This window comes from Methanocalculus alkaliphilus, assembly GCF_024170505.1.
Taxonomy (GTDB): Archaea; Halobacteriota; Methanomicrobia; order Methanomicrobiales; family Methanocorpusculaceae; genus Methanocalculus; species Methanocalculus alkaliphilus.
Window position 1 is genome coordinate 42,354 of record NZ_JALJYG010000003.1, and the last position, 17,707, is coordinate 60,060.

Sequence of the window (17,707 nt, forward strand, 5' to 3'; positions counted from 1 at the left end):
ATCGGATGTATTAAATAGAGATCCTGCGTATATTGTAATCCCAAAGCCTCAGTAGCTCAGACTGGGAGAGCGCCAGACTGAAGATCTGGTTGTCCCCGGTTCAAATCCGGGCTGGGGCATCTTGGACTTTTCTTTATGATATAACCATCGAACTCTGTTATTTCTGAACTATCTCTTTACGATTTCGGAAGAGAGAGATCAAACCCTCTTCGATCCAGTTCGAAAAAAATAAATCCACTTCTCCCATCTGCATGTAGTGGAAATACGGAGGCAGGAGATGGGAGTGGGATATGAGCAGGCATTTCGTGAGTCGATAACTGATCCTGAGACATTCTGGGGTGCTGCCGCAGAGAAGGTCAGATGGTACCGGCAGTATGACAGGGTACTCAATAGCGACAACCCGCCAATGTACCGCTGGTTTGAGGGAGGAGTTCTCAATTCATGCTATAATGCCCTTGATTATCATGTCGAAGAGGGGAGGGGAGAACAGATCGCCCTCATCTATGACAGCCCGGTGACAGATACCATCACGACGTTCACCTACGGAGAACTGCTTGACCTGGTGGCACGCTGTGCCGGAGGGCTCAAAAACCTCGGAGTGCAGAAAGGCGACAGGGTGATCATCTACATGCCGATGATACCTGAGGCGGTGATTGCAATGCTCGCCTGTGCCAGGATAGGCGCCGTTCATTCGGTTGTTTTTGGAGGTTTTGCCGCACGTGAGCTCGCCACAAGGATAGAGGATGCCCGTCCGGAGATCATTATCACGGCTTCCTGCGGTATCGAGGTGAACCGGTTAATCCCCTATAAGCCACTCCTTGACGCAGCCCTTGCCCTCTCCTCCCATACGCCCTCACAGTGTGTCTTTGTTCAGCGGGAGGAGCTGCCGGTGGATCTCATGGAAGGCAGAGATATCGCATGGGATCACCTGATGGATGCAGACCCCGTCCCCTGTGTACCAGTCGGCTCAACAGATCCCCTGTACATTCTCTATACATCAGGCACCACCGGAAAGCCCAAAGGTGTCGTCCGAGACAACGGGGGGCATCTCGTCGCATTATTGTGGAGCATGGAGAATATCTACGGTGTCAGGCCGGGGGAGATCTACTGGGCGGCATCGGATATCGGCTGGGTGGTCGGCCATTCGTACATCGTTTACGGACCGCTCTTCTATGGATGTACAACGATCCTGTATGAGGGAAAATCGGTTGGAACGCCTGATCCAGGGGCATTCTGGCGGGTGATTGCCAAACATAGCGTCTCTGTATTATTCTGTGCGCCGACTGCCTTCCGTGCTATCCGGAAAGAGGACCCTGATGGACTGTATCGGCAGAAATATGATCTCTCATCATTGAAGATGCTCTTTCTTGCCGGTGAGCGGTGTGATCCAGAGACACTCCTCTGGGCGGAAGAGTTGCTTGACATCCCCGTCATCGATCACTGGTGGCAGACCGAGACCGGCTGGGCCATCGGCGCAGACTGTGCAGGTCTGGAGCTCCTCCCGGTTAAACCCGGATCCTGTACAAGACCGGTGCCGGGCTATGATATCCATGTGCTTGACGATGCCGGCAACGATCTCCCCAGAGGAGAGACCGGAAATATTGTCATCAGTCTGCCGCTTCCTCCAGGGTGCTTCATAACACTCTGGAACAATGATGCCGATTATATCAGGACATACTTCTCCGCCTATCCCGGCTATTATCTCACCTCTGATGCCGGGTATCTTGACGAGGACGGGTATCTCTGGATCATGGGACGAACCGATGATATCATCAATGTCGCCGGACACCGCCTCTCAACGGGTGCAATGGAGGAGGTCCTTGCATCGCACCCTGATGTGGCAGAATGTGCAGTCTTTGGCGTCTATGATCCGGTAAAGGGCGAGGTGCCTGTTGGCTTTGTCGTCCTGAAATCCGGCCATGATCCGGGTGTGGAGAAGCTTCAGGCTGAGCTGATCGCCCTGGTCAGGCAGAAGATAGGGCCTATTGCATCGTTTAAATCAGTTGCCGTTGTACAACGCCTCCCAAAGACCAGATCCGGAAAGATCCTTCGGGGAACGATCAAGAAGATTGCAGACGGGGTATCCTATACAGTACCTGCGACGATCGATGAGCCGGTAATTCTTGATGAGATCACTCTCGTCCTGCAGGAGATAGGATACCCGAAGCGGTAACCCTCCATCCTATATGAAATAAAAAACCCCTTTTTTCAGCGAGAATCGTTGACATTTTCGTTTCTGCCACCACACCAATATTCAAACATAAAATTATATATAACCTAATATATAATTCGAACCATGACACTATTGGACGGTTATGCAGGAAAGATTGCGTATGTCAATCTGACAAACGGACGTATCGAGATCCAGGAGACCCCTGCTGATCTAAAGAAGAAGTACCTTGGAGGGCGGGGTTTTGGAACAAAGATCATCTCAGACAGGATGGATCCCCTCGTCGACCCCCTCTCCCCCGACAATATCTTCGTCATCGCCTCAAGTCCCCTGACAGGAACCGGCATCCCCCTTGGGAGCAGGTATATGGTCAGCACCAAGTCACCCCTTAACAACACCCTTATGTCTGCAAACAGTGGCGGAACATTCGGGTGGAAGATCAAGAAGGCCGGATTTGATGCAGTCGTCTTCGAAGGGCGTGCAGAAAAACCCGTGTATCTGTACATGAATGAGGGGAAGGCCGAGCTCCGGGATGCCACCCCGTACTGGGGCCTTGATGTCCATGAGACAACAGACGCACTCGTCGCGGACCTCGGGGACAAGAAGGCGAAGGTTGCCTGCATAGGACCGGCGGGAGAGAAGCAGAGCCTGCTTGCCTGCGTGATGAATGACCGGGATCGTGCAGCCGGCCGGGGTGGAGCAGGAGCGGTTCTTGGTTCAAAGAATGTCAAGGCGATCGTTGCAACAGGAGAGCTCCGAATCGATGAAGCGGACAAAGACCAGCTGAACGCCGTCAAGGAGAGGGTCCGAAATAAGCTCGAAGAGAATGGCATCTGCCAGGCGCTTACCGCGTATGGAACAGCTGTCCTCGTCAATATCATCAATGAAAACGGCATCCTTCCAACGAAGAACTTCCAGAGCGCCCACTTCGCCGGGGCAGAGAAGATCTCGGGTGAAAGACTGGCAGAGACCTTCCTGAAGAAGAAGAGCGGGTGTTTTGCCTGTATCGTGCAGTGCTCCCGTATCTGCGAGGTCGATGGAATCACTGGCGAAGGACCGGAGTATGAACCCATGTGGGGATTTGGTGCAGATCTCGGCATTGATGATCTCAAGACAGTTATCCATGCTGCATGGGAGTGCAACAAACTTGGCCTGGATGCCGTCGGCACCCCGACAGCTATCGCATGTGCAATGGAGATGCGTGAGAAGGGCTATATTAAAGATGGGCCGCAATTTGGCAATCCTGAAGGTATCGTTGAACTTGTCAGGCAGATGGGACTCCGTGAAGGGTTCGGGGCTGAACTCACCGATGGATCATACCGATTTGCAGAGAGGCACGGGCACCCGGAGCTCTCAATGAGCGTCAAGAAACAGGATCTCCCGGCATATGATCCCCGTGGACTCCAGGGTCATGGACTTTCATATGCCACATCCGTCCGTGGAGGGGATCATGTTTATGGATACATGGTCTCTCCTGAAGTGCTCGGAGCTCCGGAGAAGCTCGATCCATTCGTCAATGACGGTAAGGCCACATGGACACGAACCTTCCAGGACCTCACCGCTGCTATCGATGCATCAGGGATGTGCCTCTTCAGTTCGTTTGCACTGAATGCTGATGATTATGCAGATCTCGCCGCCGCAACAACCGGTATTCCGATGGATAGCGCCGCTCTCCTGAAGATCGGAGAGCGGATCTGGAACCTCCAGAAACTCTTCAACATCACGGTGGGCTATACAAAAGCAGATGACACACTCCCTGCACGCCTCCTCAAGGATCCCCTCCAGGAAGGCGGAGCAAAAGGGCGTGTCTGGGAGCGTGAACCACTCCTCAGCGAGTATTATGCCGAGCGTGGCTGGGATGCCGAAGGGGTGCCGACACCAGAGAAGCTCCGTGAGCTGGGACTTGAATGATTAGCTGACTCATGGAAGAGCATAGAAATAAACGGAGATAGAGAAGAGAATGAAAGTCACCGTCAGGTCATTTGCAACACTCCGTGACTATATGGATGCAGAATTTGCAATTGAGATACAGGAGAGTGCCACAATCAGAGATCTCCTCACAACACTCATCGGGAGGTATCCAAAACTGAAGGACGAGATCTTTTTGGATGACGGCACCCTGAGGGATTTCGTCAACATCCTTCAGAACGGACGGAACATCGCCTTCATCCAGGGACTTGATTCAATACTCGCTGATGGGGATCGCATCGCACTCTTCCCACCCGCCGGTGGGGGGTAGAGGAAAGAGACCCTCTTTTGCAAGGGGAGGTGGGATCAACCAGGATCTCATCACCCCATCCGATGAACGCCCTTTTTGAGAAACCCTGATATTATCCCGGCAATCTCCTCAGGATACTGGAATATGATACCATGGCCACCATCCTCCATCATAATGGCACCTGCATCAGGGATGGCCATGGCAAGAATCCCGGCATTCTCCGCAGGGGTGACGAGATCCCGATCACCGGATATGACCAGAGTCTTTGCCTGGATGTCCCTGAGGCAGGGATAGACCCCGGTCCATTGTCTGAGGGCATCAGCCTGCTGCCTGATAACAGCCGCATCAACCGGTTCCCCGGCATCCGGGAACCATGATGATGGATCAGGATGCAGCCTCCGAAACGAGTCGGTCATGAGGAGCCTGCCGGCACGATCCAGATACGCATCGATCGAGTCGGGTTCACCTGCCATCTCCTCCTGGACCCACTCCTCAGAGGGGACGGCCTCCACCCCACCACAGTGGGCGTTGAGAAGGATGAGGCGATCCACCTCATCAGGATACCGAATCGCATGTTCAAGTGCGACCATCCCACCCATCGAATAGCCGATGATAGTAGCAGTCGCTTCACCAATCCCGGCTATCAGGTCATGAAGATCCTCCGCTGCCTGTGGGATTGAAAAAGGGACGGCAGGGTTTGCACACCCGGAGATGCCCCGATGATCATACAGTACAAGGCGATAGCGGTCAGCAAGAGGCGAGAGCATCCTTTTTGGCCACTCTGCCGCAGTCATCCCATAGGCAGAGACGAAGATGAGTGGATGCCCCGCTCCATGCAGTGTATATGGAAGAGGACTACCGTCCCGTGTACACAGATGATGCATGCCATCTACATCAACGCCATACCCCAAAGAGCCTGCGAAAGGTTTTTCAGACCCCGGAATCATAAGGACGAGTCCGGAAGGCATGACACAATATAGCATGGTATCCGGAGGAGGAGTCAGATGAAGAGAGTCATACTATGTATTCTCCTTTCAGCCCTCTTCTGCATCTCTGCAGGAGCTGCGCTTGAGATCGATACCCTTGCATCAGAGTATTCCGAAGGGGAGTTTATTTCCATCTCAGGAACGACCAACCTGGCACCTGACCATGAACTCCATATTACCGTCGTCTCACAGTCCTTTTACCCGACAGTAAAGGATACTGCGGCAGGATTTACCGGAACCTCAGGAGTCATATCCGTTGTCGAAGGTGATGAGGTTAACACTTGGTCGTTCCTCGTCGATACAACAGGATTTATTCCGAATGAATATACAATTCTCGTTGAATCCATCGAGGCGGATGTACGTGCATCATCATCCTTTACCCTTCGTGAAGCAGAACCGATCCCTGAACCGACACCAGAAGAACCACCGGAACCCTCACCAACTCCAACTCCTACCCCAACACGGTCACCAGAGCCCCCTGAAGCCACAGGATCAGCAATTATCTCCCTGATGGGTGTACTCTGCGCTGTCGCCACCCTTATCCTGAGGGGAAAGGATTAAACCCCAATTGTCAGGAGAATACAGATCCGCACGGGTCTCACCGGGATGATAGTCACCCAAAGAGGGCTATCATCCCCGCCCCCGTAACCATCACAAGAGCACCGGTGATCCGCCCCCAGGAGAGACCTTCTCTGAATATAGTGATACCTGCCACAACGGAGAAGAAGATAGCAAGCCTCTTGACGGTGATGACATAACTGACAATACTCATTGTATAGGCTATATTGATCATGACGATCTCAGCAGCGAGTATCACCCCGACACCAATGAACAGCGGGAGAGGCGCTCGTAGTGAAGCATACATGAGATCAGCCCCCCGTCTTTTTGAAAGCAGAGCAATCAGAAGGAAGGCGGATCCCAGCAGGAGGAAGACGAAGGCCGATCCAAAGACGGGATCAGAGTTCTCGACCACTTTTTTATCATAATTGACAGAGATAGAAAAGAGGAATGCAACAAGAAGCATTGAAAGAACCCCACGATCCACGGTGAGCCGATGAAAAGGGGCAGCAAGCCGATCACATCGGGCAATGCTCCCTCCGGATGTAAGGAAATAGGCACCGGATGCCACGAACAGTATACCGCATGCCCCTGCTATGGTTGGTATCTCACCGAGGATCAGAAACGAGGTTCCGATCAGAAAGACCGGGGTGAAGGCAAGCATCGGCATACAGAGGGAGATATCCGAGGTTCCCAGAGCATGATACAAAAGGATGGTTGCGAGAATATTGATACAAACCGTCACTCCTATTGACGGAAATAGTTCTGGACCGAGAGAAGGGATCCCAAAAAAAAGAGAGATGATACAAAGGAGACCGGATGCGGCAAGGAATGAACACCCGGCAAGGAGGAATGGATCTGTTCTTCTGAGGAGAATCTTCACCGCTGTAGCATACGCAGCCTGTGAGAGGGCACCCCCCAGGGCAAAGAAGAACCAGATCATACGATACCTTTCATCACCCTGTGGGCAGATTTAGATTCGCATACCATCCGGTGAAGAAACAGACCCGGAAAACTGATAGAGAAAACCTCTGGAAAAAGGGGGATGGGAGAATCAACGAATTGTATGCAGAGAAACCTGGATGGTCACCTATGCATAGGCAACAAGCCGAAGACCCATCTTCTTCTCAAGATCCCTGATCACCGAGAGGTCGTCATCAGAGAGCGTGGCAACCGGTGCCACCTTTTCATGTGCCAGGAGAATGACACCGAGTTCCTCTTCAAGCTTCGCGATCTTTTCGACCGCAGCCGAATCCATGTGGGCATAGCCGGGACATACCATTGGTATCACCAACCCTTCATTATCGATTCAAGCTTATATATCTAACGCACGATACAGCCAATTTGAGTTATATTCAGCATTCTGAAGTAAATGCACCGGCTTTATCAGTCAGATGCAGCACCGGGTCGGGATCCGATCCTGCCGTATCATCGTGGAAGAGAAGCAAATCTCCGGAGATACAGGGGAGAGGGTCAGTTCCTCACCTCGGGATCGGCCTCCGGGTTGAAGGGATTGGTCCTGACTGCAAGTGAGAAGAGAAACGGATAGTACAGTTTCAGATACTCCATATGCTCAAGCCACCGGAGAAGGAGCAGGTGGAATACCCTGTCGCAATCACGGGAGAGATGGGCACAGTCTGATGGTGAGAGATGGTTGAGATCCCGTCGTGCTGAAAGCTCCTCTTCAAGATGGGAGATGGCAAGTATCATGTCAGAGAAGGGATCATGCTCAAAGAGCATCGGATGCTGAAGAAGCATAATCAGAAATGTCCGCTTCTCCTTAAGGAACTGGTGAAGGGCAACACGATTGACCGAGCAGATATCCGTCTGCAACTTCAGTGATGAGATATTCTTCCTCGCTTGTGCAAAACGCTTCGCATCCCATTGATCATTCACCATGAGGTCGTTAATTCCGGCTCGTATTTCAGGAATACCGGCTTTACAGAGTTCTATCAGAGCAAAGCCCACCTCAGAGAAGAAGACACCTATTATCATCCTCACCTTCTTCTCACGAGCCCGGAGAGAGGACCGGGATAGTGCGATATCGATGGAATATGCGACAACAGTCACAAAGGTCCCTACCCCTGCGATAATCAGAATGAGGGATAATAATCGTCCCTCATCGGTGACCGGTACAATATCACCATATCCAACAGTTGCTATCGTGACGATGATGAAATAGATGGCATCAAAGAGAGAGAGCCCTTCAAAAGTCACAAGGCCAATCGAGCCTATGATAAAAACCGAGAGAAAGACGAGGAGGTAGAGACGAAACCGTGTATCACCTGCTGACATACGTACAGATGAATTGTCACCGGATCAGATTATAGTTCCTCTCTGAGAAGACGGTATCAGAGGACTTATAACCCCTTCTGTAGATTATTTCTGCAACGAGGAAGTCATGAACCAGCCAATTCCGCCGATGGGCGTCAGAACAAAAATTCTCATTGCATTTCTTCTCATCTCGGTGATCTCGCTCCTTATTGCCGGTGGTGTCGCATCTTCCGCCATCAATACCCTCGGCGCATCTGCAGTATCCCAGAGTGAGGCACTTGGCGAGCAGGCGGTCAGGGACAGCACGGCGGCACTCCTTGAAGATGCAGAGGAGTACCTCCTCAGAATCGCCATCGACCAGGCAGAACAGGCATCTCTCCACTTTGAACAGACCGGGATAGCAATTCTGACGATTGGGGCATATGCAGAGGCCCTCAGATCCGGAAGGCCTGCAGCACCCGTTGCAGGGACGGAAGAGTTCATCGTTGCCGGTACCTCCCCTGCCATCCGGGAACGGGAAGCCCTCGCTGAGATGGAGGATATCATGGTCTCTGTTGCGACTGCGCATCCAGAAATCACATGGATCTACATCGGATCCCAGTCCGGGATATTCCGGGTCTATCCGAAGACGATCAATCTGGATCCGCAGTTTGATCACCGTAAAAGAGACTGGTTCAGAGACGGACTTAGTAGTGACGGCATCAGCTGGTCCCGCCCATATGTTGATGCCGGGGGGGAAGGGCTGACGGTCACCTGTTCGTACAAAATAGCGGATGCCGGAGATGCCTGGATAGTTGGTGCTGATGTAACCATTGAGACCATCAACCAGCAGATTCTTGGCACCAAGATCAGCGGTGACGGATATGCGATGCTCATTGACAAAGATGGGCATGTCATTACCAGGCCTGGCCTCAGTGCTGAGGATCGCCTCTGGGACGAATCATTTACTACAGAAAATCTCCTTAGTGCACCAAATCGTGAGCTTCGGGCAGTAGCACAAAAGATGATTCTCGGTGAGAGCGGCATCAGCAGAATCTCATTTGAAGAACGTGAGGTATTCTTCGCCTATGCACCCGTTCGGACGACAGGCTGGAGTATTGCTGTGGTGATGCCGGTCGAAACGGTCATCGCACCCGCTCTTCTGACAGGAGAGAAGCTTGAAACTCTTACAAAGAGCACGTCAAAAGAGATTGACTCGCAGATAAACAGAGCATTACACCTCTTCATCGTCAGCATGGTCGTCCTGATCGGTGCTGCCATCGTCGGGTCAGCCATCTTCTCCCAGTTCATCACCAGACCACTCAAAGACCTTCATAAAGGCGCCACCGCCATAGGAAAGGGAGATCTTGAGTACCGTGTCACCCTGCAAACAAAAGATGAGTTTGAGAGCCTTGGAGAGAGTTTCAATACGATGGCAGGGGAGCTCAAAGCGATGATGGCGAATCTTGAGAGGGAGACGGCTGAACGGGAGCGCCTCTCGCGGGAGCTTGAGATCGCCCATCACATCCAGGAGAGCTTCCTCCCGGACCGGGCCCCTGCTGTGCCTGGATTTGACCTGGCCGCACGGAGTATTCCTGCACTCTTCGTGGGTGGGGATTTCTATGACTTCATTCCAATAGGGGAGAACCGGTATGGCCTTGTCATCGCAGACGTCTCGGGCAAAGGCGTCTCAGCAGCACTCTTCATGGCACTCTCACGTACGCTGGTGAGGGCGAGTACGGCAGATGAGCCATCCCCTGCAACCGCTATAACTCAGGCAAACAGGCTTATTTATGAGGACTCAAAGACGAGCATGTTTGTCACCCTCTTCTATGCAATCCTTGATGCCAATAATAACACACTCACCTACGTCAATGCCGGCCATAACCCCCCGGTCTTCATCAGGGGAGATGATGCAACCATCACCCTCCTCAGAGCAGACGGGATTGCCCTTGGCGTCATTGAGGAGATAGCACTTGAGACGGTGACAATCCCCCTTACCCCCGGGGATCTCCTCGTCCTCTATACCGATGGAGTCACTGAGGCTGAGAACGCCGCTGAAGAGCTCTATGGTGAGGAGAGGCTTGAGGCACTGATGACAGAGATCCGGGGCAGAGGGGCCTCTGAGATCATCGATGCCATCATCGATGATATCAAGGAGTATGCAGGCGAGGCACCACAGTCAGATGATATAACCCTCCTTGTCCTCAAGGCAAAAGATGGGGAGGAATAACCTGATGCATGAGAGATGGCAGTGCCTCCATTGCGAAACCATCTTTGTTGTAGAAAACCCCTGTCCGACCTGCAGGCCGCCACCGGATGCGGCGATATGTCCCGGATGCGGACGGAAGATTCACCGGCCAGCCAGAATGGTTTTTTATTCGGGATTGGATGACGACTGACTACGTTCCGCCAAAACCCGGGATTACAATTCTTTTTTCCACCCTGCTTATCACATAGCCGGCAATGGTCACAAGGCCAAGATAGAAGAGACCTATCAGAATAAAAACCTCAAAGAAGGCAAAATGTTTTGTGGCGAAGGCCTTGGCAGCACCAGTAATCTCAACAACCGTGATCATATAGGCAAGTGAGGAATATTTGATGAGATAGATAAACTCATTTGAGAGACCGGGGAGGGATCGCCGGAGTGCCTGGGGAAGGATGATGCTTCTGATAGCCTGACTCCGCGACATCCCAAGAGAGAGGGCGGCAGTCATCTGGCCCGCAGGGATTGACTGGATCCCGCCCCTCAGGTACTCCGAGTTATACGCGCCGTTACAGAGGATAAATCCAATTACTGCCGAAGTAAATGCCGTGAAGGTTATCCCGATGGAAGGCAGGCCAAAGTAGATGATAAAGAGGAGGAGGAGGAGAGGACACCCTTTGAAGAAGAGCACATATCCATGACAGAGCGTTGAGATGAACCGGTTTCCATACACCCTTCCGACAGCTATCAGGATTCCATTGAGGAACCCGAAGGGAGCAGAGATGAGGATCAATGCAAAGGTCACTAATGCACCCTGATAGAGGACAGGGAGGAGAAGATCAAAGTCAAACTGTAGCAGTGTCATAGATCCGGATCAATCCTGAAAACTGCCGAGGAACCTGCGTGTCCGGGTAAAGTCCGGGCTTGTCGGAATCTCGGATGGCGGTCCCTTTTCGGCGATCAGCCCATGCTCCATGAAGAGAATCTCATTGGCAACCGATAAGGCAAAACCCATCTCATGGGTGACGATGAGCATCGTCATCCCATTTCTTGCCAGCCTCCGCATCACTTCAAGTACTTCGCGGGTCAGTTCCGGGTCGAGTGACGACGTCGGTTCATCAAAGAGGATCACTTCGGGATCCATGGCAAGAGCTCGGGCAATAGAGAGGCGCTGGGCCTGCCCCCCTGATAGTTCTGCGGGATAGGAATTCACCTTATCAGAGAGGCCTACCTGTTCCAGTTCCATCAGGGCCTTCTTCCGCGCCTCCTGGCGGCTCATCTTCTTGACCCGGAGGAGGGCAATCTCAACATTTCCAAGAGCCGTCAGATGATCGAAGAGATTGAAGTTCTGAAAGACCATCCCAATCTTCTGCCTGTAGAGGTTGATTGCGGGCCCGGCATGGGTCACCTCCTCACCATTCAGCCAGATAGATCCACTGTCAGGAACCGTCAGCTGGTTGATACATCGGAGAAGGGTGCTCTTTCCCGTACCGGAAGGGCCGATGAAGACCTTCGTCTCTCCACGCCGGACGTCAAAGGATACCCCCTTCAGAACCTCATTCTCACCATATCGCTTATGGATCTCCTGAACCCTGAGTATTATCTCATCTGTCATCATCTCGTATCACCTTCTCCATATCCGGGTATCCTGTAGCGCCGCTCAATCCGGGCAAAGACCCATTGCCCGCTATAATTAAGAATGATGAAGATTGCGGCGATAAGAACAAATATCGTCATCGGCTCATGAATTCTGGCCACAATCTGGTTTCCTCGTGTCAGAAGTTCCGCCACACCGATGGCATAGCAGACTGATGAATCGGTGAGGAGGATCGGGTATTCATTTGTCCATCCGGGGAGTGCATTCCGTAATGCCTGGGGAAGGATCACATGGACAATCGCCTGGCTTCTGGACATCCCAAGAGAGCGGGCTGCAAGCATCTGCCCATCCTGGATCGATAGTATCGCCCCCCGGAAGATCTCTGACTGGTATGCGGCAGTCCGAAATCCAAGGACAATGGCCGCAATCCAGAATGCAGATATATGCAGTCCAAGCAGCGGGAAGATACCAAAGTAAAAGAGGAAGAGAAGAACAAGGATCGGCAGGCCCCGGAATATCCAGACGTAGGTTTTTATAATATACTGAAGTGGCCACGATCCATAGACATGAATAAGTGCCATCGGAACTCCCATGATAAGCCCGATGCCAAGGGCAGTGAGCACAAGCCCAAGGGTTGTGAAGATCCCGGGAAGGAGATATGGGAGAGAGTCGATGACTGCCTGGGAGAGAATCGTCAATTGAGATCACCACGAAAGATTTGGTTCATACCGATCCAGCACACCTACTATTATGCCGGAGATGAGAAAAAGGTAGAGGAAATTAATTCTGTACAAAGACAGACGGATCAGTCAAGACCGTACTTCACCTTCAGCTCATCCCATTTCGGATCTGCCTGAAGACGGGAGATACCTTCATTAATCATCTCAAGAAGCTCGGTGTCCTCCTTTCGGACCGCAACACCATACTCCTCTCTCTCATCGATGATCCCAATCTTTATGATCCCCTGTTCTTCAACAAAGGTATCAATAACAGGCTCATCAAACATCACCGCATCCACACGGTTATTCTTCAGATCGGTAACTGCAAGAGGGAAACTTGCATAGAGTTTGAAGTCACCGGCAGCGAGGAGTCCGGTATCAACAAGGTTCGTCTGGATGTATGTGGCGGCAGTCGATCCACGCTGTGCACCCATAACAATCTCACCGGCAAGGACATCGTCTGTGGTGAATGTTGCACCTTCACGGGCACCAATTGCCTGGTAAATGACCCAGTACGGCTCACTGAAGGCTACACGCTCCTTCCTCTCAGGGGTGATCGTCATCCCTGAATAGACCATGTCGATCCTCTTTGTGACGAGGCTTGTAACAATGCCATCCCATGCCATCGGCTGAATGGTGACATCAAAACCCATCTCTTCACCAATCCATTTGATGGATTCCACATCAAATCCGGCTGCCGAGCCATCTGCCTCGATATAGCTGAATGGAGGATAATCACCATCAATACCCACAATATAGTGTGGTCGTGCATCCGGGGACGGCTCAGCCTCTCCCATACACCCTGCTGCAAACAGGAATACCAGAACCGCTGCCACGAGGGCAGCGCACACCTTAGCGTTCATGAAATAGAGATTAACGAGAGGATCATATTTATCAGTTATGAAATGATTCCGTATAGGGATCGATAAAGCTCCATTCTCTGGAAGATTGGAACGACCCCTGCCCGGAAGGGGGAAGAAGGTGAGAGAAGAAGATTGTATAGAACGGATCAGGTATCAGATCTACTCTGAAAGAAGTCATGGAGTGCCACTTCAAGCTCCCGAAGTGAAACAGGTTTCTGGAGGATCTGGATAATATCTTTCTTATAGGGGGCTATCTCCTCATCACGAATATATTTTGCAGTGAAGAGCATGACAGGAAGCCTGGATAACCCTTCTTTCCGTAACTCATCGAGGAACTGCCACCCGTCAATTGGCGTCATCATCAGATCGAGAAGGATGAGATCGGGCTTCTTCTCCTTAATGGCAGCGAGCGCATCCCAGCCATTATGTATAGTTATTGCACTATATCCGATCTTTTTTAAAAGGAGACCCATAACCGTAAGGTTTGGGATATCATCATCAACCACCATCACCGTCTTTGTCATATCTCTATCTCCTTAGGTATTCGAATGGTAAATATACTTCCCTCTCCAGGCCTGCTCTCAACTGTGATCTCCCCACCATGAAGCTGGACATAACGTTGGGCTATCGGGAGTCCGAGACCAAGACGGTCATATTTCCTGTTGTTTTTATTCAGATCCGCGATATTGAATGGCCTGAAGATCTGATCCAGTACTGATCCATCTATCCCCACTCCATTATCAACTATTCGGATTGTATGATCACGCAGCCCTGAGCTATACATTAGCCGAACCTCGCGTGGAGGGTCATTATATTGAATTGCATTTGTTATAAGACTATGAAAAACCTGATAGAGGAGATTGACATCGGCATGAATGGCAGCCGATTGCGGGACATCATTGATGATATCGCCTTTGCTTCGGCACCCGGAGCTATCGATCACATCCTCAAGAAGAGAATAGACATGTATCTCCTCATATACAGGAGTTATCGTACCTGAATCAACCACAGAGAGTTCAATCATCCTGTCGATTATTCGCCGCTCCTGATCAACATTTTTCTGAATGAGCTGCAGGAGATGCAGTACCTCTTCAGAGAGACCAAACCCTTCGGGATCTGAGAGAAGAAGGCCGATATACCCCACAACCGGCTGAAGAGGTGTCCGTAATTCATGTGAAGCAACCGTCACAAAATCGGATCTCCGCTCAATCTCTCTCCTGAGCACATCTTCAAGATCCTTATGCTGGGAGATGTCTATCAGTATCCCCAGATCCTCATTCCCATCGGAGGAGCCACGTTCCCGTATATACAACTCCCCCATACGAAGAGAGCCGTCTTTATGGATAAATGAAATTTCCCCACAAGATTGTGGCAACCCATAATCAAAGGGGGCGGGAAAGAGATCCGTCAGCAACCTTCCGGTCAGCTCCTTCTCCGTATAGCCTGTCATGCGGCAGAATGAGGGGTTCAGATAGCTGAGTTTCCCATCCCTCGATGTAAATATACCTACGGGGATCTGGCTGATAAGCTGGCGATAACTCGTCTCCTGCTCCCTGATCAGTTCGATCATCCTTCGTTCATCGGTAATATCAAGTATCGAGAGGAGACGATGATTATTACCAGGAAGGATCGAGGTCAGAAGGATACAATCGCGTTCTTCCCCCATCGAATCAAGGATCTTCACCTCGTACTCCTCATGTGAAGAGGCAGAATCCATCTTGCAGAGGCATTCCATCATAACCCTTCGATCACGCTCTGGGAAGAGCATCTCAAAGATCGAGCGGCCGGTAAGGTCTCCCTTCTCATACCCGGTTAATGAGCAGAATTCATCATTCACCGATGAGATGATGCATTCCTGATCAAGAATGATGATGCCCGATCCGGCATTCTCAAAGATGACCCGGTGCAGGGCCTCCGATTCCCTCCAGATCTGTTCAGCATTTCTCACATCAGTGATATCATGGATGATGACCGTTGCACTCCCGCTATCAGGGACAGTTCTGATCGGGTTTACTGATATATCATACCAGGAGGTCTGGCCGGATCGTTCATATGAGACCTCTTTGCGAATGGATCTCTTCTCCGAGAAAATCCTCTGATGATTCTGGAGATTGGAAAGGAACGAGGTGAATGGATAAATCGCCTCGATCTTCCTCCCGATAACAACTGAATGGATCCCATCTGCCCTGAGCCTCTGTTCAGCTGCAGTGTTAATAAGAAGGAGCTGATGATCCCGATCAATGACAAGGACCGGATCATCCATCGCATTGAGTGTCTCCCTGTATGCCCCCTCCGCATGCATCCTCATCGCTTCGGCATGCTTAAGCGGGGTGATGTCTATCGAGGAGATGACGATTGAATCATCATCCAGAACCGACCCTGAGAGGCGGACGTACCGCTTTGTTCCATCCCGGTGAATCAGTATCTCCTCACGATCCGAGACCTTCCGGGATGCCTCGATCTCATCAATGAGAGTATCAGCGGCTTGCTGATCATGCCAGAGGGACCGCATCGGCCTTCCATGGAGAGAATGTGGAATATAATCAAGGAGAGAGGCACAGAGTGGATTGGAATCCAGAATCGTTCGTGACCGCCTGTCCACGATCCAGTTGCAGGATTCGGCTTGTTCGATGACCCCTGCATACATCCCGGTTCTCTTCCTCACCTGTTCTGATATTGTGGCTGCCACAAGGCCGAACGCAACAAAGAGGATAAAATGTACCGTTGATGCATAGATGATCGCAACATCATCCCGGGCAAGTGAGTAAACGAGTCCAAAATATCCAAGGGCAAGAGCAACTGCAACGATCGTCTCTCTCTTCGGGAAGAAAAGCGTAGCATAGAGGATTGGAATAAAAAAGAGAGCGGGATAGACATCCGTTATCCCATGCTGCACCCCGTGGTAGGTGATGAGGTAGGCAGTTATTGTAAGTGCAGAGAAGACCCATATCCTTATAAAAAGGGTTGAACGCTCACCCTTTCCATAAAAGGAAAGGAGTCTTGAATCTGCCATCATTAATTACTACTTCCTCCTGAAATAAAAATTTTATCTTTTGATATTTCTCTACTGATACCCCTCTTTTGATTTTTATTGAAGAATGAGCGATCCAACAATGCGAAGTTTCCCGCCCTCAAGATAATGAAGCACCAGACGATCACCAGGAAGATAGACAAGTTGTTTATCCAGGCTGATACGGAGGCGGGGTCGCCGGAAGTCTCCCGCATCGGTGACTGATGTCACTTTACCGGAGATGAACTGCATCCAGTGTCCTGAATAGATAACCATGCCCTCACGCAAAGCGGACGGCCAGTACTTCACAAGCTCTGCATCACTCTCAATCTCATCTGTAACCAGAATATCAGGATCTGTTGTCAGAACAAAACCCCGGTCAAGATCATCAGAATCGATGTTCTTTAATGCAAGCCCGACACGGTCCCCACGTACCGCATATGTATAATCATCATCATGCTTCTGGATTGAGCGGAGGATAGCCGTCTTCTCATCAGGCAGGACCTTCAGCTGATCATGTTTGCGGATGCATCCCCAAACAACAGCACCAAGAACGACAGTTCCGATACCCTTCACATTGAAGTGATGATCAATGGTCATCGTGCCATATGGCATCGATCCCGCCGGCGGCTCCTCTGATATGACCCGGGCAGCCTGATCAAGAAGGGATTCCTTGATCTCAATCCAGTTCTCCTCCATAAAGCGGTAATTTTCAAGAACAGTCCCTTTGAGCAGGGGCATAACCTGATCCTGACCGAGATAATTTCTCAGGACAATAGAGCCATCCCGGATACCGGCCGAATCGAGCATCAGAATGCACTCCCCAAGGACAGGAGTTATCTCATCGATGACGACAAGGGCTGTAGTCGCCATTGAGACAGAGAAGTAAAGGGAAGCAAGTCGCTCAGGATACCGTGCAGGTTCAATAAACGTGACCGTATCTGATCCGCGTTTTAAATTATAAAATGTAATATCCGAGGTCGTACCCGGCTTTCCAAGCTCACGCAGGATTTCGGGTGGGGCGATTGCAGCAACGGTCAGATTACCCATACCCTCATATTCAACGGCACGGCACTAAAAACCCTGCCTGGGAGAGATCAAAACGAGAGATTATAAGACCACACACC

General features: G+C 51.1%; 17 protein-coding genes and 1 tRNA gene. 7 read left to right on the forward strand and 11 right to left on the reverse strand.

What is annotated here, in order from left to right; all coding sequences use genetic code 11:
- Positions 1-45 precede the first annotated feature (45 nt).
- From J2T58_RS03090 to J2T58_RS03105, 4 genes are all read left to right on the forward strand, one after another.
- Positions 46-119, forward strand: a tRNA-Phe gene (locus J2T58_RS03090).
- A 158-nt stretch (positions 120-277) separates the two neighbouring features.
- Entirely contained in the window at positions 278-2,173 is a 1,896-nt protein-coding gene (locus tag J2T58_RS03095) for a propionyl-CoA synthetase (RefSeq protein ID WP_253487340.1), read from the forward strand.
- 123 nt (positions 2,174-2,296) lie between these two features.
- The gene (locus tag J2T58_RS03100; protein WP_253487341.1) at positions 2,297-4,081 is read left to right on the forward strand and encodes an aldehyde ferredoxin oxidoreductase family protein; all 1,785 of its coding nucleotides are present in this window, start codon (positions 2,297-2,299) and stop codon (positions 4,079-4,081) included.
- A 49-nt stretch (positions 4,082-4,130) separates the two neighbouring features.
- Entirely contained in the window at positions 4,131-4,409 is a 279-nt protein-coding gene (locus J2T58_RS03105) for a ubiquitin-like small modifier protein 1 (protein WP_253487343.1), read from the forward strand.
- Between the two features lie 50 nt (positions 4,410-4,459).
- On the opposite strand, the gene J2T58_RS03110 is transcribed toward J2T58_RS03105, so the two are convergent.
- Positions 4,460-5,272: an alpha/beta fold hydrolase gene (locus J2T58_RS03110; protein ID WP_253487345.1), complete on the reverse strand. Its 813-nt coding sequence runs from the start codon at positions 5,270-5,272 to the stop codon at positions 4,460-4,462.
- A 120-nt stretch (positions 5,273-5,392) separates the two neighbouring features.
- Here J2T58_RS03110 and J2T58_RS03115 point away from each other — a divergent pair, with 120 nt between their 5' ends.
- Positions 5,393-5,935: a hypothetical protein gene (locus tag J2T58_RS03115; RefSeq protein ID WP_253487347.1), complete on the forward strand. Its 543-nt coding sequence runs from the start codon at positions 5,393-5,395 to the stop codon at positions 5,933-5,935.
- 52 nt (positions 5,936-5,987) lie between these two features.
- On the opposite strand, the gene J2T58_RS03120 is transcribed toward J2T58_RS03115, so the two are convergent.
- The 3 genes from J2T58_RS03120 to J2T58_RS03130 all read right to left on the reverse strand — a co-directional run bounded on the left by J2T58_RS03120 (position 5,988) and on the right by J2T58_RS03130 (position 8,227).
- Entirely contained in the window at positions 5,988-6,875 is an 888-nt protein-coding gene (locus J2T58_RS03120; protein WP_253487349.1) for a DMT family transporter, read from the reverse strand.
- A 147-nt stretch (positions 6,876-7,022) separates the two neighbouring features.
- A complete protein-coding gene (locus J2T58_RS03125; protein ID WP_253487351.1) occupies positions 7,023-7,214 on the reverse strand; it encodes a hypothetical protein in 192 nt (63 codons plus the stop codon).
- Between the two features lie 191 nt (positions 7,215-7,405).
- Positions 7,406-8,227, reverse strand: a complete 822-nt coding sequence (locus J2T58_RS03130) for a potassium channel family protein (protein ID WP_253487353.1) — start codon at positions 8,225-8,227, stop codon at positions 7,406-7,408.
- A gap of 106 nt (positions 8,228-8,333) precedes the next feature.
- Between J2T58_RS03130 and J2T58_RS03135 the strand changes: the two genes are divergently transcribed.
- Both J2T58_RS03135 and J2T58_RS03140 read left to right on the forward strand, forming a co-directional pair.
- Positions 8,334-10,418, forward strand: a complete 2,085-nt coding sequence (locus J2T58_RS03135) for a SpoIIE family protein phosphatase (protein WP_253487355.1) — start codon at positions 8,334-8,336, stop codon at positions 10,416-10,418.
- Positions 10,419-10,422: 4 nt separating this feature from the next.
- Positions 10,423-10,587, forward strand: a complete 165-nt coding sequence (locus tag J2T58_RS03140; protein WP_253487356.1) for a hypothetical protein — start codon at positions 10,423-10,425, stop codon at positions 10,585-10,587.
- On the opposite strand, the gene J2T58_RS03145 is transcribed toward J2T58_RS03140, so the two are convergent.
- From J2T58_RS03145 to J2T58_RS03175, 7 genes are all read right to left on the reverse strand, one after another.
- The gene (locus J2T58_RS03145; protein ID WP_253487357.1) at positions 10,588-11,256 is read right to left on the reverse strand and encodes an amino acid ABC transporter permease; all 669 of its coding nucleotides are present in this window, start codon (positions 11,254-11,256) and stop codon (positions 10,588-10,590) included.
- A 9-nt stretch (positions 11,257-11,265) separates the two neighbouring features.
- A complete protein-coding gene (locus tag J2T58_RS03150) occupies positions 11,266-12,006 on the reverse strand; it encodes an amino acid ABC transporter ATP-binding protein (RefSeq protein ID WP_436262631.1) in 741 nt (246 codons plus the stop codon).
- Positions 12,006-12,686, reverse strand: coding sequence for an amino acid ABC transporter permease (locus tag J2T58_RS03155; protein WP_253487359.1), 681 nt, complete (start codon positions 12,684-12,686; stop codon positions 12,006-12,008). The genes J2T58_RS03150 and J2T58_RS03155 overlap by 1 nt, the downstream gene beginning before the upstream one ends.
- A 107-nt stretch (positions 12,687-12,793) precedes the next feature.
- Complete coding sequence (locus tag J2T58_RS03160) at positions 12,794-13,570, reverse strand: transporter substrate-binding domain-containing protein (RefSeq protein WP_253487360.1); 777 nt, start codon at positions 13,568-13,570, stop codon at positions 12,794-12,796.
- A 146-nt stretch (positions 13,571-13,716) separates the two neighbouring features.
- A complete protein-coding gene (locus J2T58_RS03165) occupies positions 13,717-14,094 on the reverse strand; it encodes a response regulator (RefSeq protein ID WP_253487362.1) in 378 nt (125 codons plus the stop codon).
- Complete coding sequence (locus J2T58_RS03170; RefSeq protein WP_253487364.1) at positions 14,091-16,586, reverse strand: PAS domain-containing protein; 2,496 nt, start codon at positions 16,584-16,586, stop codon at positions 14,091-14,093. Before J2T58_RS03170 ends, J2T58_RS03165 begins: the two co-directional genes overlap by 4 nt.
- 72 nt (positions 16,587-16,658) lie before the next feature.
- On the reverse strand, positions 16,659-17,630 hold the full coding sequence (locus tag J2T58_RS03175; protein WP_253487366.1) for an EF-Tu/IF-2/RF-3 family GTPase: 972 nt from the start codon (positions 17,628-17,630) through the stop codon (positions 16,659-16,661).
- Positions 17,631-17,707 lie beyond the last annotated feature (77 nt).